Here is a 24,072-nt window from a genome sequence, read left to right as displayed (position 1 = left end):
GCCGGAAGACCTTTTAGCTATAGCAACCTAAAAACCATTTTTCTCAGCAAGCTTTTTGAACCATTTTCCGCTCTTTTTGACGGTTCTTTCTCCGTCTTTCTTCAGATTGACTGAAACAAATCCGTATCGGTTTTTATAAGCGTTTGTCCATGACCAATTGTCCATAAACGTCCATAAGTGATAGCCTTTTACGTTTGATCCTTCCTGTATAGCGCGGTGAATCCATTTTAAGTGCTCTTTGATAAATTCAATTCGATAGTCATCTTGAATCATACCCTGCTCGTCTCTGAAACGCTCTTCCCCTTCAACCCCCATGCCGTTTTCAGAAATAAAGCACTCGATATTCCCGTAATTTTCTTTTAAATTGATCAGGATATCATAAACGCCTTTTTCGTAAATCTCCCAGCCTCGGTGAGGATTCATTTTGCGGCCCGGCATGACGTAAGGATCGAAATACCTGTCAGGCAAAAACGGCGCATCCGGATTTGGCAGGTGCTCTTTGGCTTTTACACGTCTCGGCTGATAATAATTCACACCTAATAAGTCAACCGTATGCTGTTTAATGATCTCAAGATCCTCTTTCTCATATTCAGGCATAAAGCCTTCAGTTTTTAAAATGTCTATGAGTTCTTTTGGAAACTCGCCTTTTACAGAAGGGTCTAAAAAAGATCGGTTAAAGAACGCATCTGCTATTTCACCCGCTTTTACATCCGCCGGGTGGCTGCTTCTCGGATAGGATGGGGTTAAATTTAAGATGATGCCGATTTTTCCATCCTGCTTCATCTCTCTGTAAGTCCGAATGGCCCGGGCGCTCGATAACATGGTGTGAAACCCGACTTGAACGGCTTCTTTAAAATCTACCTTGTTCGGATAATGAAAATCATATAAATATCCGCCTTCTACCGGTACGATCGGCTCGTTATGCGTGAACCATTTTTTCACGCGATCGCCAAACAAACGAAAGCACGTTCCCGCATAGTTTTCATAAGCATCCACCGTTTCTCTGTTTGCCCAGCCGCCGATGTTTTGAAGTTCCATCGGCATATCGAAATGAAACAAATTGACAAAGGGTTCAATTCCATTAGCTATGAACTCATCAATGACGCTGTTATAAAAGTCCGCTGCTTTAGGGTTGATCTCGCCTGTTCCGCCCGGTATTAAACGTGACCATGAAATCGACATACGGAACGAGTTGTGGCCAAGCTCCTTCATCAGCCTGATATCCTCTTTATAGTTATCGTAAAATTGCGATGTGGATGCAGGCCCTACATGATCAAAAAAGCGATGAGGCTCTTTTTCAAACCAGTAATCCCAAATATTCTTCCCTTTTCCGTCTCGATCGGAGGCACCCTCCGTTTGTGTCGCTGAAGCGGATGATCCCCACCAAAAATCTTTCGGAAAACGATACTGTTCTGTTTGAGTCAAGTTCTCTCTCTCCTTATGTCACATTTTGATGCTGTTATCATTTTGCTGTGCTGTTTCCTGAACAGCCTGTTCTTTTTCTTTTGCGAGATTTAATTTATCCATTGCTTTTAGGAACGGAAACCATATCACGAAGACAATTAATAGATTAACAAGCTGCATGACGCCACCCATGATTGAGTTCGTCGCCATAATGCCATTAATGAATAATGGAACCGTCCACGGCACCGTCACACCGGTCGGCGGCGGAACGAGCCCTGCTGACATGGCCAGATAGGTGACGAGCGTAACAACCATCGGTGCCAGCACCCAAGGCACGATAATGATTGGATTCATCACAATCGGAAGTCCGAAGATAATCGGTTCGTTTACGTTAAAAATCCCTGGAGCAAGGCCGAGTTTTGATACTTGCTTCATCTGCCTGCTTTTCATGAATATAAGAATCGTAAATACAATCGCCAGCGTCATCCCGGTTCCGCCCATCCCCACTGTATAAATCTCCATAAACGGTTTTGAGATGATGTGCGGCACTTCTTTCCCCGCTGTGTAGGCTGCCAGGTTTTCCACCTGAAGTGTATTCCAAATCGGGTCCATCACAGAGTTGATAATGATTTGCCCATGCAATCCGAAAAACCAAAGAATTTGAATAAAAAATACAGCAATCAGCGTCGGAATGATACCGCTTCCAAGTCCGACAAGCGGAGCCTGAATCGCATGATAAATGACATCATGCATGTTGGTTTTGAAAAGCTGGGTGACCAGAACGTTAATCAGCAAAAACACAGTCAGTGTGATAAAAGCCGGAATAAGTGCGGCAAATGATTTTGCTACAGCCGGCGGAACCCCGGCAGGCATTTTGATCGTCAGATTTTTTTGAACGATTCTTCTGTAGATTTCACCAGAAAGAAATGCCGTGATCATACCCAGAAACATTCCTTTGGCACCGAGGCGGTCTACCGGAATGACTCCGGTTATGGCATCTCCTGTTTCCGGCTGAACGATAAAAGGCGTCAGCAGCAAAAAGGAAACCAAAGCGATCGCACCGCCAAACACAGCTTCAACCTGATAGCTTTTTGAGAGATAATAGCCTATACCAAACACGACGAAGACAGACATAATCCCCATGGTCGCCGTAGACGCAATGCCAAAATTGGACTGAAACGATGTGAGCATTGAAGCATTCATGATTTTATTTAAAAACGGCAGGTTCGTTAACACCACAAAAATGGACCCGAATATCGTAAGCGGGAAGGCCAGCATAAACGCATCGCGCAACACCTGCAAATAACGGTTATTATTTAACCTCCCTGCAATTGGAACAAGGAACTGGCTGATTTTCTCGAACACCCTATCCACCCCGATTTTTATATATTCTTTGTTTTAAAGATGCCAAGCAGCTCTTTTACCAATTCTTTCATAGTCAATGTTGACATCAGATGATCTTCCGCGTGCATAAGCAGCAATGAGAAATTGGCTGCCTCGCCGCTTGATTCTTTCTGTATCATTTGAAAGTGAATGTCATGGGCTGCAGATAGAGCATCCTCAGCCTGGGCAATAAGGGCATCTGCCTCCCCCCTGTTTCCTTCCTTGTAGGCGCGCAGTGATTGAATGATGCAGCTGCGGGCATTGCCGCTGTGGAGAATAAGCTGAAAGCTGATTTGTTCGTCTGTTAAATCGGTGATTTTTATCTGCTCCATCATTGTTGCCCCATTAATGACAAAGCCTGTTCATAAGCTTTTTTGCCATCAGCCATTCCGTAAGCCATCATGTCAATGACCTCAACCCGAATGTTGTATTGGTCGGCTTCTTTTTGCAGTTCGCTTTTCAGAAAGCTCATTTGCGGGCCGATTAAAACCGCATCTGCCTTTTGCATATCTTCTTTCGCTTTATCCTGGCCGACTGCCCAGATCTCCGCTTCCTCTCCGATGGATTGCGCGTATTCTTTCATTTTTGTCACCAACAAACTGGTGGACATTCCCGAACTGCACGCCAGTAAAATTTTCTTCAATGGATGACCCCCCTCTTTTATTTAAAACGCTTACAAAATTTATTATAGTCATTTAATTTTAATTGTCTATACTTTTGTAAAAATAAATATACTCATATTTTTTCAGTTCAACTATTTATCAAAATTTTCTATGGAAGATTCGCTCACAATATGTTAAACTCATCCTCGGAAACTAAATCAATTAAATAGCTATTTTTACTTGTATAACCTCAATAATATGGATTGAGGGTGTCTACCAGGAACCGTAAAATCCTGATTACAAAAATTGTGTATCACTTTTTTTGTAATCAGGATTTTTTTATTTGTCAAAAAATTTATGTAAAGGAGTTTGTTATGAATTTTAAAGTTTTTCTGCTTGCAGCTTCTACGATTGCAGTCGGATTGGTTGAGTTAATTGTGGGTGGGATTCTTCCTCAAATCGCAAATGATTTACACATTTCCATTGTTTCGGCCGGACAGCTGATCAGTGTGTTTGCGCTGGGATATGCTGTTTCAGGGCCGCTGCTTTTGGCAATGACCGCGAGGGTTGAACGGAAGCGTTTATATTTAATTGCGTTATTTGTTTTCTTTTTAAGTAACCTTGTCGCCTATTTCAGCCCTAACTTTGCGATGCTGATGGTATCAAGGGTATTGGCGGCGATGAGCACAGGACTGATTGTGGTCCTTTCCTTGACAATTGCGCCGAAAATTGTGGCGCCTGAATACAGAGCCCGCGCAATCGGCATCATTTTTATGGGATTCAGTTCTGCCATCGCATTAGGTGTGCCGCTTGGCATATTGATCAGTAATTCCTTCGGATGGCGCATTTTGTTCCTTGGCATCGGCCTGTTGGCGCTGATCTCCATGCTGATTATTTCAATCTTCTTTGAAAGAATACCAGCGGAGAAAATGATTCCTTTCCGGGAACAACTCAAGACAGTCGGTAATCTGAAAATCGCGAGTTCACACCTCGTCACGATGTTTACATTAGCTGGCCATTACACGCTTTACGCTTACTTTGCGCCGTTTTTAGAAGAGACTCTTCACCTGAGCTCTTTCTGGGTCAGCATTTGCTATTTCCTTTTCGGAATATCTGCTGTATGCGGAGGTCCTTTTGGAGGAGCGCTTTCTGACCGGCTCGGTTCCTTTAAGAGCATTTTGCTGGTGACCGGTTCCTTTGCCATCATTATGTTCTTACTGCCGCTGTCTACATCGTCTATGATTTTCTTTTTGCCTGTTATGGTGATTTGGGGTCTTCTGAGCTGGAGCCTCGCCCCGGCTCAGCAAAGCTATTTAATTGAAATTGCACCTGATTCGTCTGACATTCAGCAAAGCTTTAACACGTCGGCCCTCCAAGTCGGAATTGCCCTTGGCTCAGCCATTGGCGGTGTTGTTTTGGATCAGACGGGTACTGTGGTGTCAACAGCATGGTGCGGCGGGTCGATTGTGATCATCGCTGTCCTGTTTGCTCTAATTTCTTTAACAAGACCTGTTCAGACAGCAAAAAAATCCTCCTTGTAAAAGGAGGATTTTTTATTATTTAGCTGAAAGCTCATCTTCGGTGACCCATTTGTGGTTTTTCACTTTTTCTCCGCTTGTTTTCGATGTATAGTCCACCATGTATACCGTTGTTTTTTCTGCAGAGTCGATTTCAGCAGTTGCTCCCTTCATGCCTTTCATGTGAGAGGCCTCTAAGATCGCCTGATCTCCGGGGTTGAGGGGTTTATCTCCTGCATCTTTTATCTCTTCTTGGATCACCCATTTGTGATGATCAACTCGCTGTCCTCCGGTTGTCGGTGTATAAGAAACAACATATGCCGTAGTATCGTATGCGCCTGTAACTGTTGCTTCGGCGCCCTTCATACCTTTCATATGAGAAGCATTGATGATGACCTGGCTGCCTATCTTATATTTAGGATGTTTCGATTCCGTTAATCCCTCTGGAACTTCAGCAGATCCGGAATGATCCATTTCTTCGTGTGAGCCGGAGTCCGAATGACTTTCATGAGTGCTTTCTTTTTTGCTATCGCTATTGCCGCATGCTGATAAAACAAAAATAAGTGACATCAATAAAATTCCAAGTGCCTTTTTCGAAATCTTCATGTTCATTCTCCTTTGCTTCATTTTTTGGTGTGAATGTAATCCGCAGAAACAGAATGGCCTTCACATCTGCCTGTCAAACATGATCTTTTCAAGAATACTATACCCCCGGATGGTATGTAAATGCGCTGATATTCTCATAAAATATGCTGCTGTTTGTCCTATTCCCCGTGATCCGCAGAATAAAACGCGGTGGATAAAAGCCGCGGTTGCGCGGCTTCGGTTAGTTTTCGATTACTTTGACATACACGCCTTTTTTTGCTTTCTGATAAGCGGTCTCTCCCATTTTTCTGATGTTTTGAGATACTGATGAGGATGTGATCCATTCATTATGATGGAAAACAGAAGGGTCGATGAGACGCATTTTCTTTTTTCGATGAAAATCGTAATGAATGTCATCCTCTTTTACTTGTATGTGAGGATGTATTTTTTCAAGCAGTCTCCGTACTTCTTCATTTTCTGATGAATGCAGGATGTCTAACACCTCTTGGTCTGTTTTCAGCAAATCTTCGGCGGCGATGACATTGTGCTGCAGCGCAGCCTTCAGCGTTCGCGTTAAGTATTCATATCCATATACATTCACTGGGTGCATAAAGAAATCGATTACTTCCTTGTAATACACTCGCACGAACCATTCGGCTGTTCCGATACTATCTGGAAACACCCTTCCGTTTCTCACAATGAGGCGATCTAAAAAGATTTCTGCTTCGCGGAGCGTGATCTGTCCATATTGATACATGTCACGCAGCGTGTAGTCTATGCGATCAGCACACAGCTCCGGTGCGGGCTGTTCGAGCAGTGTCCATCTTGTATCATTTAATAAAAGACCGTCGGCATCATAACCGTGTTTTTTTAGAATTCCAGGGATCTCGGATTGGTCAATGACTTGTTGAAAAATGTTTTCATGATAATCTTCCGCTTCATTTTCAAATACAAAATCGATTACATGAGAAAATGCTGTGTGCGACACATCGTGGAGAAGACCCGCGATCTGCTCTTCTATGGTTCCCCCCAACCTTTTGATTAGAAGCATAACGCCAATGGAGTGCTCATACCGGGTCACATTCCACTTTGGATTGACTAAAAAGCTGGCGCCGCCTTGATAAACCCCTTTTAATCTTTGCACGGGCGCGCTTTTTATGAGTTCTTCCAGTACTCCGTCTATTTGATGCCTGCCGTAAAGCACATCGTTTATTTCCATACTGTCACCTCAACATCTATTCTCTTCTTCGGGTGCATTGCCGGTCACATGTTTTCCTTTAATATCCCCTCAGTAAGAAATATTACCTCTAGCAAACTCGATTTCTTTTTGAGTTCTATATCAAGGGATTGATTGACATCTTCTAGTCACATACATAATCACTAGCCGGTCAGATTTGCACATCATATTTACTTTCGGCACTGCCTTTTCATTTCCTTGTATTCTTGTAAACTCAATCTTTAAAATCGATTAATACTAGCTTAACACTTTAAAAATATAATGGGTTTGTCATTGAGGATCATATTTTTAGGAGGTTATTCAGTTGAAAAAATTCCCGAAGAAGCTGCTGCCTATTGCGGTGTTATCATCTATTGCGTTCAGCAGCCTAGTCAGCGGCAGCGTACCTGAAGCCAGCGCCCAGGAAAAGAAAAAGGGGAATCAAAACGAAATTAAGAATGTCATCGTCTTGATCGGTGATGGGATGGGTGTGTCTTATACGTCCGCTCACCGTTACTTAAAGGATAATAAAAAGACTAAGGTTGTTGAGCCTACAGCTTTTGACCAGTACCTTGTCGGCCAGCAGACTACTTACCCTGAAGACCCTGAACAAAATGTAACGGATTCTGCTTCTGCCGCAACCGCTATGTCAGCTGGGGTTAAAACATATAATAATGCAATTGCAGTGGATAATGACGGTTCAGAGGTCAAAACAGTTCTTGAAGCGGCAAAAGAAAAAGGAAAATCGACCGGCCTTGTCGCCACTTCAGAGATTACTCACGCCACTCCGGCTTCTTTCGGCTCACATGATCACAGCCGGAAAAACATGAATTCTATTGCAGACGACTATTTTGATGAAATGGTGAACGGCAAGCACAAAATCGATGTCCTTCTAGGCGGAGGAAAAAGCAATTTTGACCGCAAGGACCGTAATTTGGTAAAGGAATTCAAAAAAGCGGGATACAGCTATGTGGATAACCGCAAGGACCTGCTGAAAAACAAGGACAGCCAAGTTCTCGGCCTATTCGCTGACGGCGGCCTGCCTAAAAAGATCGACCGCACGAAGGATATTCCTTCATTAAAAGACATGACAAACACAGCTCTCAAAAAATTAAGCAAGGACAAAGACGGTTTCTTCCTCATGGTTGAAGGAAGCCAGATTGACTGGGCGGGGCATGACAATGATATTGTCGGCGCCATGAGTGAGATGGAAGACTTTGAACAAGCCTACAAGGCAGCGATCGATTTCGCTAAAAAAGACAAGCATACATTGGTTGTCGCAACGGCTGACCACTCAACCGGCGGGTACTCCATCGGTGCGGACGGCATTTACAACTGGTTCAGTGAGCCAATTAAAGCGGCAAAACGCACGCCTGACTTTATGGCAGAAAAAATCGCCGGCGGCGCAGATGTTGAAAAAACATTAAAAACGTATATTGATCAAAAGAAATTAGCTTTAACTGCATCTGAAATTCAATCTGTTGAAAAAGCGGCAAAATCGAAGGAAGTCCTTGATATCGATAATGCGATTGAGGAGATTTTCAATAAACGCTCCCACACAGGATGGACAACAAGCGGACATACCGGCGAGGATGTTCCTGTCTATGCGTACGGACCGTCCAGTGAGAAGTTTTCCGGCCAAATCGATAATACTGAAATCGCCAAAAATGTTTTCGACGCTTTACAATACAACATTAAGATTAAAGATAAGTAAGAGAATACAAGATGTCCCGTTGCTTGTATAAGGAACGGGCTCTCTTTTTAATGGAGGACTCATGATGAAAAAGATTCTATCGATCTTATTTTTTATCGTCATGCTTGCGGGCTGTTCATCAAACGCCGATTCTGAAAAACAAAATACAGCCGGAGAGCAAACAGCAAAAGCCACACCGCAAAGCACTTCGTCTCAAAAGGACAGTATAGATGAGTATCAGCCTAATTCACAGGTAACAGATGACCGGTCATTGCTGAAGGTAAATCAAACGTTTTCTGATGACAAAGGTGAAGCCGTCTTAAAAGATATCAAACAAGTCAATCAAACTTATAAGATTGGAAACGTAGAGTTAACGGTAAAAGAAATGAAGCTGATCCACTTACGTCCGGATTACAGCATGATTGATTATTTTCATGTATTAACACACGATGAAGAGTTTGATTTCGTTAAAGTTTTCGTTGATATCAAAAACACTTCTTCCGAGAAAGTGAATTTTGCCCCGATTGCATTGATGAAAACAAATACAGGTGAAACCTTTGATTGGAATAAAGACATGTACCTCGAAGAGTTGAATGGTGAATTAGAAGGCGGCGCCGAAAAATCCGGCAATCTCGGCTTTATTGTAAACGCAGCAAGCGGACATGCTCATGATGAACCATCAGCTGAGAAGAAGAAAAAAGAGATCAAATGGATTGAAATCACAACAAGTGACGTTTTTGACCAAAACCATAAGAAAATCACTGATTCTCAAAAGATCAAAATTGCATTTTAATAATTGCCTTCCAACTCGGAAGGTTTTTGTATATCGGAGAAGCTAAACAGTCACCTTGTATGCCAATTTGATATGATCTTATTTTTTGCGAAAACAGAATACTTTATCTGTCGTCAAACCCTAACTTTTGAGCTGGTTTTACCGATGATAAATTGTTAATATCACTAGCCCACCTTGGTGATGGCATACCCAAAACCTTTAGTTGCCACCGAATATACACCATTAAATAACGAGCTGTTTGTAATCGTTTCTTCGTTAATTCTTTAGATGCTGCAACCCTCCGAAGAATCGTTTAACCGATAAAATAAGGTATGTCTGCTCATTTGTACGATATCGTTTTTTTTGTTTTACACACCCTATCCCAGTTCTCACTGGAAGGAAATAAAGTTAATCGAGCTTCTTTTTCTTTCCTATAGTGATAAAAGTCTGTCAGTGAGTTATGAAATTCAGTATTTGTCTCTTCTCCCCATACAAAATAAATATCTGAGATAAAAAGAACTTGGAGCGTTTGTATGATCACATAAATAGGTCAAAAAAAGCACTGCTGAAATATAAGTACTAGTAAGATCAATAGAGTACTTTTTGTTTGTTCATGACACAGTGCTAATTGTTAATCTAATTTTTTAATTACAATTGAAGCGTTTACGTTAGGTTGTGTGCCTCCTGCCAAAGTCTGGAGAGTCACTGCGGCAGCGGACGTATGATTTCGAAGAGTTAGAACATCGCCGGCTGCTATGGCTATAATAGCCTGACCGTTGTTTTGCTGAGTACCTGCACCTGAACCGTAGACTGTATTCGTAATCGGCGCACCATTTAAAAATAGTGTGAATTGGTTAGGCTCTACTCCCGAAACAGAAAAAGTGACCTCATAGTCTCCCGGAGTGGTAATTGCAATTTGAGAAGTTCCGGGGGCATGTGTAATTCCAGGGGTGGTTATCCCTGTTGAATCAAAAATGACATCAGCCTCTATAGCTACCGTTTGAGCGCTTAAGTTATAAATATACCCGTATTCGGATAACCCAGCTGCTCCTGTGCCTGTGGCTCCCGTCGCTCCCGTCGCTCCCGTGACTCCGGCTGGTCCGGCGTCTCCTGTGGCTCCCGTTGCTCCCGTTGCTCCTGTGGCTCCTGTGGCTCCGGCTGGTCCGGCGTCCCCGGTTGCTCCTGTGGCTCCAGCTGGTCCGGCGTCTCCTGTAGCTCCCGTGGCTCCGGCTGGTCCGGCTGGTCCGGCGTCCCCTGTAGCTCCCGTCGCTCCGGCTGGTCCGGCGTCCCCTGTTGCTCCCGTCGCTCCCGTGGCTCCGGCTGGTCCGGCGTCCCCTGTTGCTCCCGTCGCTCCCGTTGCTCCGGCTGGTCCGGTGTCCCCCGTCGCTCCCGTGGCTCCGGCTGGTCCGGCGTCCCCTGTTGCTCCCGTCGCTCCCGTCGCTCCGGCTGGTCCGGCATCCCCGGTTGCTCCTGTGGCTCCCGTTGCTCCTGTGGCTCCGGCTGGTCCGGCGTCCCCGGTTGCTCCTGTGGCTCCCGTTGCTCCTGTGGCTCCGGCTGGTCCGGCATCCCCGGTAGCTCCTGTGGCTCCCGTTGCTCCGGCTGGTCCGGCGTCTCCTGTGGCTCCCGTGACTCCTGTTGCTCCGGCCGGCCCTGGTGGTCCTGTGGCTCCCGTAGCCCCGGCCAGTCCTGGTGGTCCTGTGGCCCCTGTTGCTCCGGGCAGCCCTGGCAGCCCCGGTGGTCCTTGTGGTCCTTGTGGTCCTGTGGCTCCAATACTGCCTGGAATACCGCGTAATCCGCGTGGTCCCTGCGGCCCTATTACTCCCCTTACGCAGCAGCAGCACATACATGAATGTTTAGGCTCAGGATTTTTTTTAGGGCCTACTCTACAACTGGGGCTTGAAGAGTTAGATCCACAGTAAGGGCACCTATGTGACGGCTTTCGAGACATAATTTATATCCACATCCTTTCGATACATAATTTTCCATACACTTATTCATAATATGAAAAATGATTTTGAGTGTGAATGAATGCGAAAGTATTCCTCCTGCTGCCCTGCCGTTCCCAGAAAATGAGCCCATACAAATTTATAATCCTTTTGCTAAAATCTCTGATCCCGCAAAATGAATCCGGTTATTGTCACAATGCCTGTAAGACCCTATCAGTAAAAAAGAGTGAGACCATTTTCATCTCACTCTTTTTTCTTATATCATCCAAATGTATTTTTTGCTGTTTATTTTCTCTGATCTATAAATTGATCAATCCGCTCCATTACCTCTTCCATATTCATGCAATCCTGAAAGCTTTGATTGATTTTTTGAATCCCTTCCTTATACCGGTCGTTATTCAACACTTCTTCCACTGCATGTTTTAAAGACTGCGCGGTTACATGATCTTTAGATACTGTATAACCTGATTGTAATTCAGTCAGCCGCTGGGCCACCATTGGCTGGTCCTTATCGTGCGGCATTACAACTAGAGGAACGTTAAAATGAATGCCTTCATTTACACTGTTCATTCCTCCGTGAGTGATGAAAACATCTGATTGTTCCAGCACTTCCAATTGAGGCACATATGAAGCAATGATAAAGTTCTCTGGCGCTTGCTTTAATCTTGTCAGATCAGCTTTTTCTCCCGCAGCTATCACGACCTTGCCCTCGACATCAGAAAAAGCATCTATACATAAGTTGAAAAACTCTTCAGTTTCGTCTAATACAGTCCCCATTGAAATATAGATGACTTTCTCATCTTTCAATTTCTCAATTGGGAAATCAGTTTTTTCCGCTCTCTTTGGAAAGCTTGGACCGATAAACAGAAATTCATTGCCGAAACGATGGCTTTCCGGCTGAAAATATCGGCTTGTGTACACTACATTTAATTCACCTTTATTATTCATGAATTGAACCATATTTTCAGGTGATACACCATAATTTTGTTTCATCTCTAATAATAGATCTTCACACTCTTTATCCAATTGTAAAGGCACTTCTGAATCCGGATGCAGAGGCAATACCTTTAAATGCTCTTCATCGAATAAGAAGGAAGCAGATGAAGAGATGCCCGGGATGTTGAGATAATCTCTGACCAGCTCTCCCGCACCGAATTTATCATAATAAACAAAGTCAAATTGGATGCTTTTTGACAACTCTTTTACGACATGTAAAATGTCCAGTGAGGTTTTGATATGTATTTTCAGGAAATCAAGAATGCCATTTGGCGAAGCGACATGAATAGGTGTTGTTCTCAGCAAATCCTGATGAAGGTGGACAGTCGCTCCCACCGCTTCTAATCTTTCTTTATATTTTTCAGTGGATATATAGTGGACATCATATCCTCGATCGGCAAAGGCTTTCGTAATGCCTAATGTAGGATTTACATGGCCTTCAGCTGGGAAATTCAGGATCAATACTTTTTTCATTCTGACAACTTCCTCTCACTCATATTCCGTAAGCGTTCATAAGATGATATGCAATTTGTGCCTGATTAGACTGATGATAGTTCTCACTATCGATCATAATGGGGGAGACTGACGCCATGCAAGTGACAAATGATCGAATTATTCTGCCGCTTTAGGCTGATGCGGTTTTACGGCGATCAATCCGTTACGATAAAGGATATCGCCAGCGCTGCCAGCCAGTGAAATGACAATATGTCGGGAACTCAGGGCTGCTCGAAGCACCGCAGTCAAAAAATACGCCTATGTCCTCCTTTGTGTGAGAATGGCATTTATCTGCTTCTTATATTTCAACACCGTGAACGATTATCATCTGACTTTAACGAAGCAGCTTAGAGATAATGCACGATGCGAGAAACAACGCAAGGCAGGCTGAGACGGTAAAAGCATTCAGCAGCCGCTTAAAACATCACTAAAAAGACACCGTGCCCGGTGCCCTTAAACCTTTCTGATCGTAAAAAATTTCCGCAGAAGCCACGGAGCTGGTGTGAATCCGAGTGTTAACTGCCAGGCGCCAATTGCTTGTAATCCATATTCTCGGACGATCAGCATCTTTTGGCTCATGCTCCTGACATCTTCAAACCATACTTCATGCGTCCGTCCCTGCTCATCTCTGTAGCGAAAAAATGGCGATTGATATTCGTTTGAATATTGAATGGGTGCTTGGTACCTCATCGCTGTTTCAATTGATTTTTGATTTGAGATAGCTGAAGCCACTGTTCCCGGCTGGTAAGGGATGATCCAATTGTAGCCGTAGAGCGGGACTCCGATGATGATTTTTCTCCGCGGCACCTGGGCAATCGCAAATTCAATTGTTCTTCTTATTTCAGTAATCGGCGCAACAGGCCCCGGCTCGCTTCCCGCATGATGCCAGTCATACGCCATGATAAACATATAATTGACAACCGCTCCAATCCCTCCGTAATCATAGCCCCTCAGCCACGGAATATCATCGCTTGTTTTTGCCGGAACCGCTATGGTCAGCACATACCCTCCCGGCTGCAGACGATCTCTCAGCTGACGCAAAAATCCTGTGAACAGATCCCGATCTGCAGCGCTCACTTGTTCAAAATCGATCGTCACGCCGCCATATCCCCTTGTGGATACCAAGTTATAAATATTGTTAACCAGATTGGTTCTTGCAGTTGGATTGTTTAACACTTGGTGTACGAGTTCCGTGCTGAAGCCTGCTGAGGTCAGATTTGTTATTGTAGCAAGCGGCGTCACCCGTCTTCTCCATGTGGTTTCAATAGCGGCTGCGTCATTCAATTGGTTTGCAATGTCGCCATTAGGCGCAATATGGTATTCGAAAATGGAAATCGAAGACGAATACGGGGCGTAATCATTGATTAAATCGCGATCTAGATCCGGATTGCGGAGCACGTAAAAGCTTAACGTTCCCGCAATATAGTTTGAGATATTAGGAATCGTCAGTCTCATTCCTGCTTGCAAGGCATTTGGATTTATAGCGGGATTTGCGGCTCTTAGCCGTTCTGCCGGAACAAACGCTTTTGCTGCAATAGCTGCCAGCGTGTCTCCCGGCTGTACTGTATATACATAAAGAGGGATGAGCAGAGCCTGCCCCGGCACAATATTCGTTTCTTCTAAACCATTTACACCCCGTATTTGATCAACAGAAGCACCGTATCTTCTGCCTATGGAAAACAAAGAATCACCCGGCCGGACGATATGGATAAACATGTCTAACCCCCATTATTCGTTAGTCAATCATCATAGAATCTTATTAATGGGCTTCCTTATATATGATTTTCGATTTATTAAAGTGATGAGAGCAATAAAAAATACCAAGGACTCATCCTCGGTATCTGTACATGTCATTTAATTTTCTTTTCCTTCTTCAAGCACACGCTTCAAATGTTCTGAATCATGATTGAAATGAGCCATCATATGTTCTTTAGCTGCTTCTTTGTTTCTCTTTTTTACTTCTTCAAATATGCTGCGGTGTTCACGCAGGATCGTTTCAGGGCGGTTGTCCCCTTTATAATTAAGGATTCTGCAAAAGTGAATCAGATCGTTTACATGCTCAAGCAAGTTTTTTAAATGCCTGTTATGGCTAAAATCGACAAGCAGCTGGTGAAACTTTTGGTTTAAGCTGATCATTTCAGTTTCTTCCGCTCCGTTACGAATAGCGTTTTCTGTTTCTTCAAGCTGTTTTTCAAGCGTTTGAAGCTCTTCGTCATTCGCTTCGTCTATGACCAATTCGACAGCAAGCAGTTCGAGAGGAATTCTGATTTTATAAATTTCATCTACATCTTTAGCGGTTAAAGAAGCGATTGAAAATCCATTCCGGTCATCTGCTCTTAACAAGCCGTCTTTCTCAAGCAGCCGCATAGCTTCCCGTATCGGAGAGCGGCTGACGCCGAAACTTTTAGCCAGCTGTGTTTCATTGATCCGTTCCCCCGGCTTAAAAGTCCCGTTAAAAATCATTTTTTTCAGCTGGAAATAAAATTGCAGGTAATAAGGAGTCGGCTTGTCTAATTTAAAATCATCCATATAAATAATACCTCTTTTGAATAGATTCAGGGGCTGTTCTTCATCAAAATCATATAACAGATGATAAAGGGAAGCAACAAACTGCCTTGTCAAATTCCAAAATTTGCGGTACGATATTTTTGCTAAACGACGGTCGACAGACTACTGTAAACCAGTGAGATAATCCTCTCATCGGCTGCCGGACACTTCGCCTCAGCTACAATCACTCAGATTCATTACATTTACAGCTCAGAATATAATGGAGGAAAAAATATGCTCATTATTCTTGTTATGTTTCTTCTCGGAATCATTTTAGGCTTTATTGGTGCCGGGGGAGCCGGCTTTGTTATTGCTCTTTTAACCCTGGTTTTTCATATTCCGATTCATACAGCTTTAGGCACTTCCCTCGCCGGTATGGCTTTCACCAGCTTATCAGGGGCCTACAGCCATTACCGGGAAGGCAACATCCAATTGAAAATCGGTTTAACGGTCGGATGCTTTGCTGCCGTCGGGTCATTTTTCGGGGCAAAGCTGACATCTTTTATTCCGGCCGATTTGCTTCATTATTTGACAGCGGGAATGTTATTTTTATCAGCGATTCTCATTTTAATCAGATTATTTATTTTAAAAGAAAAACCTCAAGGGAATCAAAGCAATGTTTCAATGTACACAAAAGCCGTGATTTTAGGAATCGTATCAGGCATACTTTCCGGCACATTCGGCATCGGTTCTGCTCCTTTTATCCAGATCGGTTTAATGATTATGCTGAACCTTTCCATCCGTCATTCTGTCGGAACGACGATGCTTGTCATTATCCCTCTTGCTGTAGGAGGAGGCATAGGGTATATCACGGAAGGATTTGTTGATTATGTATTGCTGGTCAAAGTCTTGATCGGAACCATGTGCGGTGCGTATGTCGGCGCGAAATTCACCAATCTCATGCCAAAGGCCGTCTTGAAATCCGCAATCTTTTTGACTCCGGCCATCGCCGGCCTGCTTTTGCTATTTTAATAAAATCAAAAAAACCTGACATGCCGTCAGGTTTTTTTGATTAATTCTGCTTCACGCTCTCTTTAGTTAATCTAAAAAAGGCGAGCGAACCGATAACTGCTGTAACAAACATGATTGCTCCCATCGGAACAGCTGTCGTCTCATCAATGCCCACAAGCGGCGAAACGATGGAGCCAAGGAGCAGCGGGAGCATTCCCAGCAGCGCACTTGCACTTCCGGCGCGGTGCCCCTGTTTTTCCATGGCCAGCGTAAATGTGCTCGTCAGAACCATGCCGATCGTAATCATATAGACAAAAATAGAGATGACCAATGCAGCGAGAGGACCGTGAATCATCGTCATCGTTAATAGCACGGCAGTCGCGATCATAGCTGTAATGACCGCCATGCGGAGCAGGCTTTTTTCATGAATGATTCCGCCAAAGCGCCCGATAATAAAGCTTCCCGTAATAATCGCCAGGCCGTTAATGCCGAATAAAATACTAAATACCTGCGGCGACACCCCGTAAATATCCTGGTACACAAAAGGCGTACCGGATACATAAGCAAAGCTTCCTCCGTGAACAAATCCGACAGTTAACGCGTAGCCCATAAAAGAACGATCCTTCAGCAGGCTCCCCATTGTTCTGACTGATGTTCCAATTGAGCTTGGAATCCGCTTTTCTGGCGGCAATGTTTCTTTTAACCTCAGCGCAATAATCAGTACAAGCACAAATCCGATGATCGTTAAAAAGTGAAAAATCGTATGCCACGTTGCAAACGGCAGCAATAAAAGAGCACCGCCTGTCATTGGCGCTATCATTGGCGCGACTGCGGTAATCACCATTAACAGTGAGAAAAATTTAGAAAGCTCTCTCCCTGTGAACACATCCCGCACGATTGCCCGAGACAGCACAAGTCCTGCAGAGGCCGTAATCCCCTGTAAAAAACGGGCTGCCACTAGTGTTGTAATGTTTGGTGAAAGCGCACAGAACAGAGAAGATAACGCAAATAAGAAAATACAGATTAATAGCGGTTTCCGTCTTCCCTGCGCATCACTGACCGGCCCGACAATCACCTGGCCGATGGTAAGCCCGATCAGACAGGCTGTTAAACTTAACTGTACAAGCGAGGCACTGGCCGATAAATCATCGGCAATGTCAGGAAAACTAGGCAAATACATATCTATATTAAGCGGGCCCAATATAGCAAGCATGCCGAGCAGAAATGCCAATGCCAAACGCTCTTTTCCAGTTGGATTTTGCAGCATTCTATCAAAACCTTCCCTTCAATCTATTATTTATCTGAAACAGATGTCACTCCAACAATTGATTGAAGCTGTAAAACATTTGTATATTGTACCATAACTTTCAGCCAGTGAAAGCCGCTTAAAGATTGAATCAGAGACACAAAAAATACCAGGGTTTGCTTCCCCCTGATATCGTGAGTTTTGATGTAAGCAGCTGTTTTATACCCATAAGCGCAAGCCGGCCATAAGAACAACACCGCTGATGACTGTCATAGATAAACTTTTTGTTTTCAGTGCAATCAATAGAGTAGGAATCAATACAACTGCTGCCTGCCAATTCAATTTCAGAGAATCATTGGATTGAATCATGCAATCCTTCACAACAAGTGCCGTCAATATACAAACCGGCACATAGGAGAGCCATTTCAGCACAGGCTCCGGCAAGGAAATATTCCGTACAACTAAAAATGGAATCACGCGGGGAATCATTGTGACCAGCGCGCAGCCGATAATCACCATCAGGATGTATGTATTTACGCTCATTTATCTGTCACCACCCCGATTGTCGCTACGATGATCGTTGAAATAATCACAGCGAGATGTGACGGCATAAAGAAAGAGAAAACAATCATCGCAATCACCATATAAATAATGAGAGATACATAGTGTTTAATCTTTGCAGGCACAACATGTTCCATCTGCAAAATCAGCAATGCTAAAAACATAGCCGTCACCGCAAAATCGAGTCCGAACGTTTCCGGATCGGTAATCCATTTACCAAAGACTGCCCCTGCCACACAAGAGAGCACCCAGCACGCATATGCAGTGAGATTTAAACCGAACATCCATCGATCACTAATTGGTTCTTTTTTTACAATCTTATTTGAAGCAACACCGAATGACTCATCTGTCACCATCATGCCGATCCCCACATTTTTCACTAGCGAATACTTTGAAAAGTGAGGAGCAAGCGCGGCACTTAATAGAAAATTGCGTAAATTTACGATAAACGTTGTCAGGATAATAGCGGACATCGGACTATTCGCTGCTAACAAAGCACAGATAACGAACTGGGAGCCGCCGGCAAAAACCAAACCTGACAACAGCGTAATCTCAAGGACGCTTAAATGCGAGGCAATTCCCACGATTCCGGCAGCCAAACCTATACTGATGTAGCCGATCAGCGTCGGGACACAATCTTTAAACCCTTGTAAGAACGATGGCTCGCAAGTTGGGGCATGAGTGATTTCCTTCTCTGATATCATTCTGTTTCTCCTCCTCGTCTAACATATTATACACATATATGTTATAGCTTACAACTGTATGTAATAGCTGATTTTAATATGTTATAATAAAGCGAATATGACGTAAGGAGATACATGTATGGATGATATCCAAGCCATTATCGCAAAGAATCTTGTCAAACTCAGAAAAAGCAGAAACCTGACTCTTGATCAAGTTTCTGAGTTAACGGGCGTCAGCAAAGCGATGCTAGGACAAATTGAGAAAGAAAAATCGACCCCGACTGTCACCACTCTCTGGAAGATCGCAAATGGACTGCAAGTATCTTTTTCTGTTTTTCTGAAAGAAGACAAGCCGAAAGTAAGAAAAATTAATCTTAAAGATATTGAACCTGTTACAGATAATGAAGAAAACTACATTGTTTACCCCTTTTTTCCGTACAACCCTGAAACAAAGTTTGAAATTTATGTTGTCGATCTGAAACCGGGATGCATACATGAAGCAAAAACACATTTAGGAGAAGAATACATTTTAATCAAAGAAGGCGAGTTAACCGTCAATCTGCAGGATCAGGAGCATTCGCTGGTACCAGGAGACGCCATGCAGTTTACGGGATCCACACCGCACAGCTACATCAATTCATCACAGAAAACGGCCAGCTTTTTTCTGCTGATGTTTTATCCTGAGCCGCAAGGATAACAAAAACCTCCCAACTTATATGTTGGGAGGTTTTTCAAATATGCAAAAGGCTTGCAAATTGAAATCAATCGTTGTATATTAATTGACGTGTCAATTATTGATATATCAATTATTTTTTTGACAAGAAAGAAGGGATGGGTTTTGGCATCATTTTGTTCTGAGGAAGCCGAGATTTTATATCAGCTGCAAGGCGTGAACAAAGTGATTGGCGTGAAGTTCGAGGCATGCACGGGCATCAGCCAATCTCGTTTGGAATTGCTGACATTGCTTTATCATGCGGATGAGATCAGTCAAAGCGACCTTCAAAAGAAAGTCAATATCGACAGCGCGGCCGTCACAAGACACCTAAAACAGCTTGAAGCCAAAGGCATGGTATCAAGACGGCGCAAGCCCGAGGACAACCGCATCACCCTTGTTCGGTTAACAGACCAGGGAAGAGAGCGAATTGAGTCTTCTAAGAAGGAAAAGGAGCGTTTCATGAACGAAATGCTCGCAAATGTAAGTGCAGAAGAACGCCGCCTGCTCATTGATGTGCTGGCGCGCATGCGAAACAATATAAATAATATCGAAGCTTAAGAGGAGTGTATCAACATGATCAAAACAAACGATTTTATGGACATTATGAAAGGACGCCGTTCCATTCGCAATTATGATCCGACAGTGAAAATCAGCAAAGAAGAGATGACAGAAATCCTAGAGGAAGCTACAACTGCGCCATCCTCTGTCAACGCGCAGCCATGGCGTTTTCTCGTCATCGACAGCCCGGAAGGAAAAGAGAAGCTCGCGCCGCTAGCAAGCTTTAACCAAACACAGGTCACAACTTCATCTGCCGTCATCGCTGTTTTTGCAGACATGAACAATGCAGACTACTTAGAAGACATTTATTCAAAAGCCGTGGAGCTCGGTTACATGCCGCAGGAGGTAAAAGACAGACAAATCGCTGCCCTGACAGCACATTTTGAAAAGCTTCCGGCTCAGGTGAACCGTGAAACGATCCTGATTGACGGCGGCCTTGTTTCTATGCAGCTTATGCTGACTGCACGCGCGCACGGCTATGACACAAACCCGATCGGCGGCTACGATAAAGAAAACATCGCGGAAGCCTTCGGATTAGACAAAGAGCGTTATGTGCCTGTTATGCTTCTTTCCATCGGAAAAGCTGCGGACGAAGGATACGCTTCCTACCGTCTGCCGATTGATACTATTGCAGAATGGAAATAAAACAAAGCTCCCAAGAATGACTCTTGGGAGCTTTTTCATTTTAAATAAATCCGCCATTCACACGGATCGTCTGGTCTGTGATCCATTGGATTGTTCGCTCGTTAAAAATTCAATCACATTTGCGATATCTTCCGGTACCGCATTAATGGTGATTTGTTTCACGGCTAATTCTTTGGCAAGCTGACGGGTGAATTGCCCAAGCCCTTTTGTTCCCGCATATGCTGTATGTCGGAAACATTTGACCGACAACAGATGTAGGGAAAGTTGATGATTCTCCCCTGTTCCTCCATTGCTTGCTGACAGGTGAAAAACGTGCCTTTTACATTTACAAAAAAGAGTGATGAACAAATGAATTGTCACCACTCTTTTTTTCTATTCTTTATTTTTCTTTCTGCCAAACGGCCACCAGTTTCCTTCTCCAAATGTCACAATGATTGCCGGCATCAAGAGCGGAAGAATGACAAGGCCGTACAGCAGCAGCCCGATAATGACGACACTTGCCACCTGCATCAGCGTATTTACGCCTGATGGCATCATCGCCGCGAATGTACCGGCCAAAATAATAGCCGCGGTGATGATGACAGAGCCCATTTTGCTCATTGACCTGATGACACCTTGATGAATGCCAAGCTGAACCTCTTCTTTAAAGCGGTCAAGCAAAAAGATCGAGTAATCTACCCCTAACGCGATCAATATGACAAAACTGAAGAACGGTACCGCCCAGCTGACTCCATCATTGCCCAAGATATTCACAAAAATCAATTCCGTCATTGATATTGAAGTGTAATACGTAAGCAGCAGTGAAGCGATCATATAAATCGGCATCACCATTGAACGGAACAAGATTGTCAAGACGATAAACAGCCCGAGAATCATGATGACCATCGTTCTGGAGAAATCCGTTGTAGACAGCTCTTTTAAATCGGCATTGACGCTCGTTACCCCGCCGTAAACAATTTGAGTGTCCTCCAGAGGCGTGCCGCCGACTTCGCCGGCTACCGCTTTTTTGATCTGGTTTATGGTCGTAATCGCTTGTTCTGAATACGGGTTTGACTCCAAGGCGACGCTTAATTGCACTCCCTTGCCGTCTGCAAAGGAATACCGATCAATTGATTTCTTAAAATCCTTATCTTTCATGACTTGATCAGGAATAAAAATCCCCGTATCCCGAACGGTTGAGCTTTTGCTCATGTCCTCTAACATATCACTGGATTCCGTAATCCCGTCGGTGATTTTTGTCAGTCCATTATTTGCGCTCTTCACACCTTCGGCAAGCTGATTCAGGCTTTCTGTCAGCGTTCCGGCCTGTTTCTGCTGGCCTGAAAGCTGCTCATTTGCTTGCTCAAGGCCGGTTTGAATTTGTCCAAGCTGTCCGCTGATTGCTGTGAGCTGCGGCACCGCCTGTGCGGTATTGCCGGTTTGAGAAAGCTGTTTGCTGACAAGCTGCAGCTGCTGATTGATTTTTCCCAAACCGTCAGCTGCATCTGACAGTGAGCCTCCGGAGCTGCCATTCGCGGCTGTTCCGGTTTGCCCGGACATTTGATTCAGCCCATCTTCAATATCCGTTAACCCGCTTTGGACATCAGCAATTCCCTTTACTGTCTTATCCAGCCCGTCTGACACAGAGCCTAGCTGTTTATCAATATATAAATCTTTGATTTTTTCACCCGTCGGCTGGGTAATGGTCATGACGGAATCAACATGTTCGACTTTCTCAATGGCTTTGCTGATATTTCCAAGATAAGGGATCGTCTCAGCGGTAGTGAGATCCTTGTCTCCTTTTATCACCACATTCACCGGAAATGCTTTTCCTTCACCAAACCCATCCTTAATGGCTTCAAGACCTTTGATGGATTTGTAATCGCTGCTGATTTCCGCCGTTGAATCAAATGAAATCTGGTCATCATAGGTCAAAATGAACGGAAGCGTGATGATGACTGTTATAACGAGAAACAGAAACGGACGGGCAACAGAATGTCTGCCGAGAAACGCCCACAATTTATTGTCATTGTGCGACAGCACTTTCTTAGACGGCCAGAAGAGCTTTTCACCGAGCGTCACCATAAATAAAGGCAGCAGAGTGAAGAGGATGATCATTAAAATGCCAACCCCGACAGCAACTCCCACAGCTGATTGGAAAATGGCAAACTTTGCAAAACCAAGGGCAGAAAACCCGATCAATACCGCAAACCCACTGATAAACAATGTTTTTCCGCCTGTACGGTAAGCAATAAGGGTTGCCTCTTTTTTGTCATGCCCGTTTGCCAGTTCTTCACGGAAACGAGTCAGAAGAAGAATACAGTAATCTGTTCCAATCCCAAACAGGATGGCAACTAAAAAGGTTTGGGTAAATGTCGAAATAGGAAAATCAACATTATAAACTAAAATGCCCAGTATAGATTGACTGATTACATACGAGAAACCGACAATCACAATCGGGATAAAAGGCGTCACAACAGAGCGGAACACGATCAGCAGCAAGCCGATAATCAAACAGACTGTGATCACTTCCGTTTTCTTAAGCCCATCCTCTGAGCTGTGCGCAAAATCCTGATTGATAAGAGACGCTCCCGTAATATATGCCGTCAAATCATCGGGAACGATTTGATAAATATCATCAGCAATATTTTCCGCTTTCTTATCAGACCCGGTGATCGTTACGGGAATAAGAATGGTTTTCTTATCCTTTGAAATCAATTGATCTTTGATTTCTTTTTCACCTGTCAGCGGAGATGTTACCTCTTCAACACCATCAATCTTTTTGACGTTATCGATCATGCTGCGGAGCTGATCCTCTGTATCTTTATTTAGCGCACGATCTAATGGAAAGACAATGCTTATCGAATTATTGTTTTCTCCGGCTTTTTTCAGAATAGCATTTGCTTTTTCTGAAACGGAATCAGCCGGCAGCTGTGACTGCCCCTTTTGATTGGCCAGCTCCGTTAAGTTGGGAGAAAATAAACTCAATATAACAGTCAGCGCTAAGATAACCGCCGCAATGGCCCATTTGAATTTGACAATCGATTTCATTCCGGAAGATCCCCTCCTTTAAATTTGCTTTTTAGAATGGTAAATATGTCAATGAATGATTGTAAGTGCTCCTCATCTATATCGTGCATCAGCTCTTTGAGCGCGTTAAAGATAGCTGAATCCAATTCTTCGATAATGCTTTCACCGTTTTCTGAAATTTTGATTCGTTTCGTGCGTTTATCATTTTTTACCGGACAGTCATCCCACTCAACCAATCCCTTTTCCAGCAGCTTCTTCAATCGGTTAGAAATCGCGCTCTTATGCACGTTTTGATACATGGCCAGGCTGCCGGGAGAAGATGGGCCCTTGACTTTTAAAATTTTTAACAGGTCGGCCTGTTCTCTGGAGATGTGTTTGAATATATCCTGATCGACTTCATGATGTACAAACTCTGTACCTTCAAGTAAAACTTCTACGAAAAGATTTATCGCTTGGCATAGCTTCTGTTCATTCAACGTCTTTCCTCCTGCATTTTAGTTTACACCTCTAAACTTTCGATCGATGCTACATAGTTTATCCCTCTAAAC

General features: G+C 43.8%; 22 protein-coding genes, 2 pseudogenes and 1 riboswitch. Of the genes and pseudogenes, 7 read left to right on the top strand and 17 right to left on the bottom strand.

Going from position 1 to position 24,072, the window contains the following annotated elements; genetic code table 11:
- Positions 1 to 27: 27 nt before the first annotated feature.
- From NYE43_RS03220 to NYE43_RS03205, 4 genes are read right to left on the bottom strand one after another with little or no spacing between them, the layout of a single operon-like run.
- On the bottom strand, positions 28 to 1,425 hold the full coding sequence (locus NYE43_RS03220) for a glycoside hydrolase family 1 protein (protein ID WP_024120397.1): 1,398 nt from the start codon (positions 1,423 to 1,425) through the stop codon (positions 28 to 30).
- A gap of 18 nt (positions 1,426 to 1,443) precedes the next feature.
- Positions 1,444 to 2,769: a PTS cellobiose transporter subunit IIC gene (celB, locus tag NYE43_RS03215; RefSeq protein WP_024120396.1), complete on the bottom strand. Its 1,326-nt coding sequence runs from the start codon at positions 2,767 to 2,769 to the stop codon at positions 1,444 to 1,446.
- A gap of 17 nt (positions 2,770 to 2,786) precedes the next feature.
- Complete coding sequence (locus tag NYE43_RS03210; protein WP_024120395.1) at positions 2,787 to 3,119, bottom strand: PTS lactose/cellobiose transporter subunit IIA; 333 nt, start codon at positions 3,117 to 3,119, stop codon at positions 2,787 to 2,789.
- A complete protein-coding gene (locus tag NYE43_RS03205) occupies positions 3,119 to 3,430 on the bottom strand; it encodes a PTS sugar transporter subunit IIB (RefSeq protein WP_024120394.1) in 312 nt (103 codons plus the stop codon). Before NYE43_RS03205 ends, NYE43_RS03210 begins: the two co-directional genes overlap by 1 nt.
- Positions 3,431 to 3,609: 179 nt before the next feature.
- Positions 3,610 to 3,709, top strand: a riboswitch (purine riboswitch).
- Between the two features lie 54 nt (positions 3,710 to 3,763).
- Here NYE43_RS03205 and pbuE point away from each other — a divergent pair.
- A complete protein-coding gene (gene pbuE / locus NYE43_RS03200; protein ID WP_185848235.1) occupies positions 3,764 to 4,930 on the top strand; it encodes a purine transporter PbuE in 1,167 nt (388 codons plus the stop codon).
- 15 nt (positions 4,931 to 4,945) lie between these two features.
- Here pbuE and NYE43_RS03195 read toward each other — a convergent pair whose 3' ends face one another.
- Together NYE43_RS03195 and NYE43_RS03190 are read right to left on the bottom strand one after the other, a co-directional pair.
- Positions 4,946 to 5,512 (bottom strand): YdhK family protein, encoded by a 567-nt coding sequence (locus NYE43_RS03195; protein ID WP_216394943.1) that lies wholly within the window; start codon positions 5,510 to 5,512, stop codon positions 4,946 to 4,948.
- A gap of 220 nt (positions 5,513 to 5,732) precedes the next feature.
- Positions 5,733 to 6,710, bottom strand: coding sequence for an HD domain-containing protein (locus NYE43_RS03190; protein ID WP_216394944.1), 978 nt, complete (start codon positions 6,708 to 6,710; stop codon positions 5,733 to 5,735).
- A 322-nt stretch (positions 6,711 to 7,032) separates the two neighbouring features.
- Between NYE43_RS03190 and phoB the strand changes: the two genes are divergently transcribed.
- Positions 7,033 to 8,421, top strand: a complete 1,389-nt coding sequence (gene phoB / locus NYE43_RS03185; RefSeq protein WP_216394945.1) for an alkaline phosphatase PhoB — start codon at positions 7,033 to 7,035, stop codon at positions 8,419 to 8,421.
- A gap of 64 nt (positions 8,422 to 8,485) precedes the next feature.
- Positions 8,486 to 9,193, top strand: coding sequence for a membrane lipoprotein lipid attachment site-containing protein (locus NYE43_RS03180; protein WP_341060856.1), 708 nt, complete (start codon positions 8,486 to 8,488; stop codon positions 9,191 to 9,193).
- A gap of 610 nt (positions 9,194 to 9,803) precedes the next feature.
- On the opposite strand, the gene NYE43_RS03175 is transcribed toward NYE43_RS03180, so the two are convergent.
- The 5 genes from NYE43_RS03175 to NYE43_RS03155 form a co-directional block, all read right to left on the bottom strand.
- Positions 9,804 to 11,015, bottom strand: a complete 1,212-nt coding sequence (locus NYE43_RS03175) for a BclA C-terminal domain-containing protein (RefSeq protein ID WP_341060854.1) — start codon at positions 11,013 to 11,015, stop codon at positions 9,804 to 9,806.
- Positions 11,016 to 11,403: 388 nt separating this feature from the next.
- On the bottom strand, positions 11,404 to 12,588 hold the full coding sequence (locus NYE43_RS03170) for a macrolide family glycosyltransferase (RefSeq protein ID WP_024120385.1): 1,185 nt from the start codon (positions 12,586 to 12,588) through the stop codon (positions 11,404 to 11,406).
- A gap of 138 nt (positions 12,589 to 12,726) precedes the next feature.
- Positions 12,727 to 12,858, bottom strand: coding sequence for a hypothetical protein (locus NYE43_RS03165; protein ID WP_024120384.1), 132 nt, complete (start codon positions 12,856 to 12,858; stop codon positions 12,727 to 12,729).
- Positions 12,859 to 13,062: 204 nt separating this feature from the next.
- On the bottom strand, positions 13,063 to 14,325 hold the full coding sequence (locus tag NYE43_RS03160; RefSeq protein ID WP_044161592.1) for a glycoside hydrolase family 18 protein: 1,263 nt from the start codon (positions 14,323 to 14,325) through the stop codon (positions 13,063 to 13,065).
- Positions 14,326 to 14,463: 138 nt separating this feature from the next.
- A complete protein-coding gene (locus NYE43_RS03155) occupies positions 14,464 to 15,138 on the bottom strand; it encodes a GntR family transcriptional regulator (protein WP_059291861.1) in 675 nt (224 codons plus the stop codon).
- 252 nt (positions 15,139 to 15,390) lie between these two features.
- Between NYE43_RS03155 and NYE43_RS03150 the strand changes: the two genes are divergently transcribed.
- Entirely contained in the window at positions 15,391 to 16,128 is a 738-nt protein-coding gene (locus NYE43_RS03150) for a sulfite exporter TauE/SafE family protein (RefSeq protein ID WP_044161595.1), read from the top strand.
- Between the two features lie 40 nt (positions 16,129 to 16,168).
- Here NYE43_RS03150 and NYE43_RS03145 read toward each other — a convergent pair whose 3' ends face one another.
- The 3 genes from NYE43_RS03145 to NYE43_RS03135 form a co-directional block, all read right to left on the bottom strand.
- Complete coding sequence (locus NYE43_RS03145; RefSeq protein ID WP_024120381.1) at positions 16,169 to 17,374, bottom strand: Bcr/CflA family efflux MFS transporter; 1,206 nt, start codon at positions 17,372 to 17,374, stop codon at positions 16,169 to 16,171.
- Positions 17,375 to 17,572: 198 nt separating this feature from the next.
- The gene (locus NYE43_RS03140) at positions 17,573 to 17,896 is read right to left on the bottom strand and encodes an AzlD domain-containing protein (protein WP_024120379.1); all 324 of its coding nucleotides are present in this window, start codon (positions 17,894 to 17,896) and stop codon (positions 17,573 to 17,575) included.
- Positions 17,893 to 18,618: an AzlC family ABC transporter permease gene (locus tag NYE43_RS03135; protein ID WP_024120378.1), complete on the bottom strand. Its 726-nt coding sequence runs from the start codon at positions 18,616 to 18,618 to the stop codon at positions 17,893 to 17,895. Before NYE43_RS03135 ends, NYE43_RS03140 begins: the two co-directional genes overlap by 4 nt.
- A gap of 118 nt (positions 18,619 to 18,736) precedes the next feature.
- Here NYE43_RS03135 and NYE43_RS03130 point away from each other — a divergent pair, with 118 nt between their 5' ends.
- From NYE43_RS03130 to NYE43_RS03120, 3 genes and pseudogenes are all read left to right on the top strand, one after another.
- Positions 18,737 to 19,294, top strand: coding sequence for a helix-turn-helix domain-containing protein (locus NYE43_RS03130; RefSeq protein WP_044161601.1), 558 nt, complete (start codon positions 18,737 to 18,739; stop codon positions 19,292 to 19,294).
- Between the two features lie 82 nt (positions 19,295 to 19,376).
- A pseudogene (locus NYE43_RS03125) lies at positions 19,377 to 19,870 on the top strand (MarR family transcriptional regulator).
- Between the two features lie 15 nt (positions 19,871 to 19,885).
- Positions 19,886 to 20,515 carry a nitroreductase family protein gene (locus NYE43_RS03120; protein ID WP_038954157.1) on the top strand — a complete coding sequence of 210 codons (630 nt, stop codon included), beginning with the start codon at positions 19,886 to 19,888 and terminating at the stop codon, positions 20,513 to 20,515.
- A gap of 40 nt (positions 20,516 to 20,555) precedes the next feature.
- Here NYE43_RS03120 and NYE43_RS03115 read toward each other — a convergent pair.
- The 3 genes and pseudogenes from NYE43_RS03115 to NYE43_RS03105 all read right to left on the bottom strand — a co-directional run.
- A pseudogene (locus NYE43_RS03115) lies at positions 20,556 to 20,850 on the bottom strand (SDR family oxidoreductase); the annotation flags it as partial.
- A gap of 37 nt (positions 20,851 to 20,887) precedes the next feature.
- A complete protein-coding gene (locus NYE43_RS03110; protein WP_341060847.1) occupies positions 20,888 to 23,545 on the bottom strand; it encodes an MMPL family transporter in 2,658 nt (885 codons plus the stop codon).
- Positions 23,542 to 24,000 (bottom strand): MarR family transcriptional regulator, encoded by a 459-nt coding sequence (locus NYE43_RS03105; protein WP_103671995.1) that lies wholly within the window; start codon positions 23,998 to 24,000, stop codon positions 23,542 to 23,544. The genes NYE43_RS03110 and NYE43_RS03105 overlap by 4 nt, the downstream gene beginning before the upstream one ends.
- Positions 24,001 to 24,072 lie beyond the last annotated feature (72 nt).

The sequence above is a fragment of the Bacillus sp. FSL R5-0434 genome (assembly GCF_038004745.1).
GTDB classification, from domain to species: domain Bacteria; phylum Bacillota; class Bacilli; order Bacillales; family Bacillaceae; genus Bacillus; species Bacillus halotolerans.
This window is presented reverse-complemented; position numbering and strand designations above follow the sequence as displayed.

Coding starts and splice junctions, on each gene's coding strand:
- NYE43_RS03170 (WP_024120385.1), bottom strand. CDS start 12,588: ATGAAAAAAGTATTGATCCTGAATTTCCCAGCTGAAGGCCATGTAAAT.
- NYE43_RS03110 (WP_341060847.1), bottom strand. CDS start 23,545: ATGAAATCGATTGTCAAATTCAAATGGGCCATTGCGGCGGTTATCTTA.
- NYE43_RS03190 (WP_216394944.1), bottom strand. CDS start 6,710: ATGGAAATAAACGATGTGCTTTACGGCAGGCATCAAATAGACGGAGTA.
- NYE43_RS03140 (WP_024120379.1), bottom strand. CDS start 17,896: ATGAGCGTAAATACATACATCCTGATGGTGATTATCGGCTGCGCGCTG.
- NYE43_RS03210 (WP_024120395.1), bottom strand. CDS start 3,119: ATGGAGCAGATAAAAATCACCGATTTAACAGACGAACAAATCAGCTTT.
- NYE43_RS03150 (WP_044161595.1), top strand. CDS start 15,391: ATGCTCATTATTCTTGTTATGTTTCTTCTCGGAATCATTTTAGGCTTT.
- NYE43_RS03130 (WP_044161601.1), top strand. CDS start 18,737: ATGGATGATATCCAAGCCATTATCGCAAAGAATCTTGTCAAACTCAGA.
- NYE43_RS03120 (WP_038954157.1), top strand. CDS start 19,886: ATGATCAAAACAAACGATTTTATGGACATTATGAAAGGACGCCGTTCC.
- NYE43_RS03155 (WP_059291861.1), bottom strand. CDS start 15,138: ATGGATGATTTTAAATTAGACAAGCCGACTCCTTATTACCTGCAATTT.
- NYE43_RS03135 (WP_024120378.1), bottom strand. CDS start 18,618: ATGATATCAGAGAAGGAAATCACTCATGCCCCAACTTGCGAGCCATCG.
- pbuE (WP_185848235.1), top strand. CDS start 3,764: ATGAATTTTAAAGTTTTTCTGCTTGCAGCTTCTACGATTGCAGTCGGA.
- NYE43_RS03180 (WP_341060856.1), top strand. CDS start 8,486: ATGAAAAAGATTCTATCGATCTTATTTTTTATCGTCATGCTTGCGGGC.
- NYE43_RS03160 (WP_044161592.1), bottom strand. CDS start 14,325: ATGTTTATCCATATCGTCCGGCCGGGTGATTCTTTGTTTTCCATAGGC.
- NYE43_RS03145 (WP_024120381.1), bottom strand. CDS start 17,374: ATGCTGCAAAATCCAACTGGAAAAGAGCGTTTGGCATTGGCATTTCTG.
- NYE43_RS03195 (WP_216394943.1), bottom strand. CDS start 5,512: ATGAAGATTTCGAAAAAGGCACTTGGAATTTTATTGATGTCACTTATT.
- NYE43_RS03175 (WP_341060854.1), bottom strand. CDS start 11,015: ATGTGCTGCTGCTGCGTAAGGGGAGTAATAGGGCCGCAGGGACCACGC.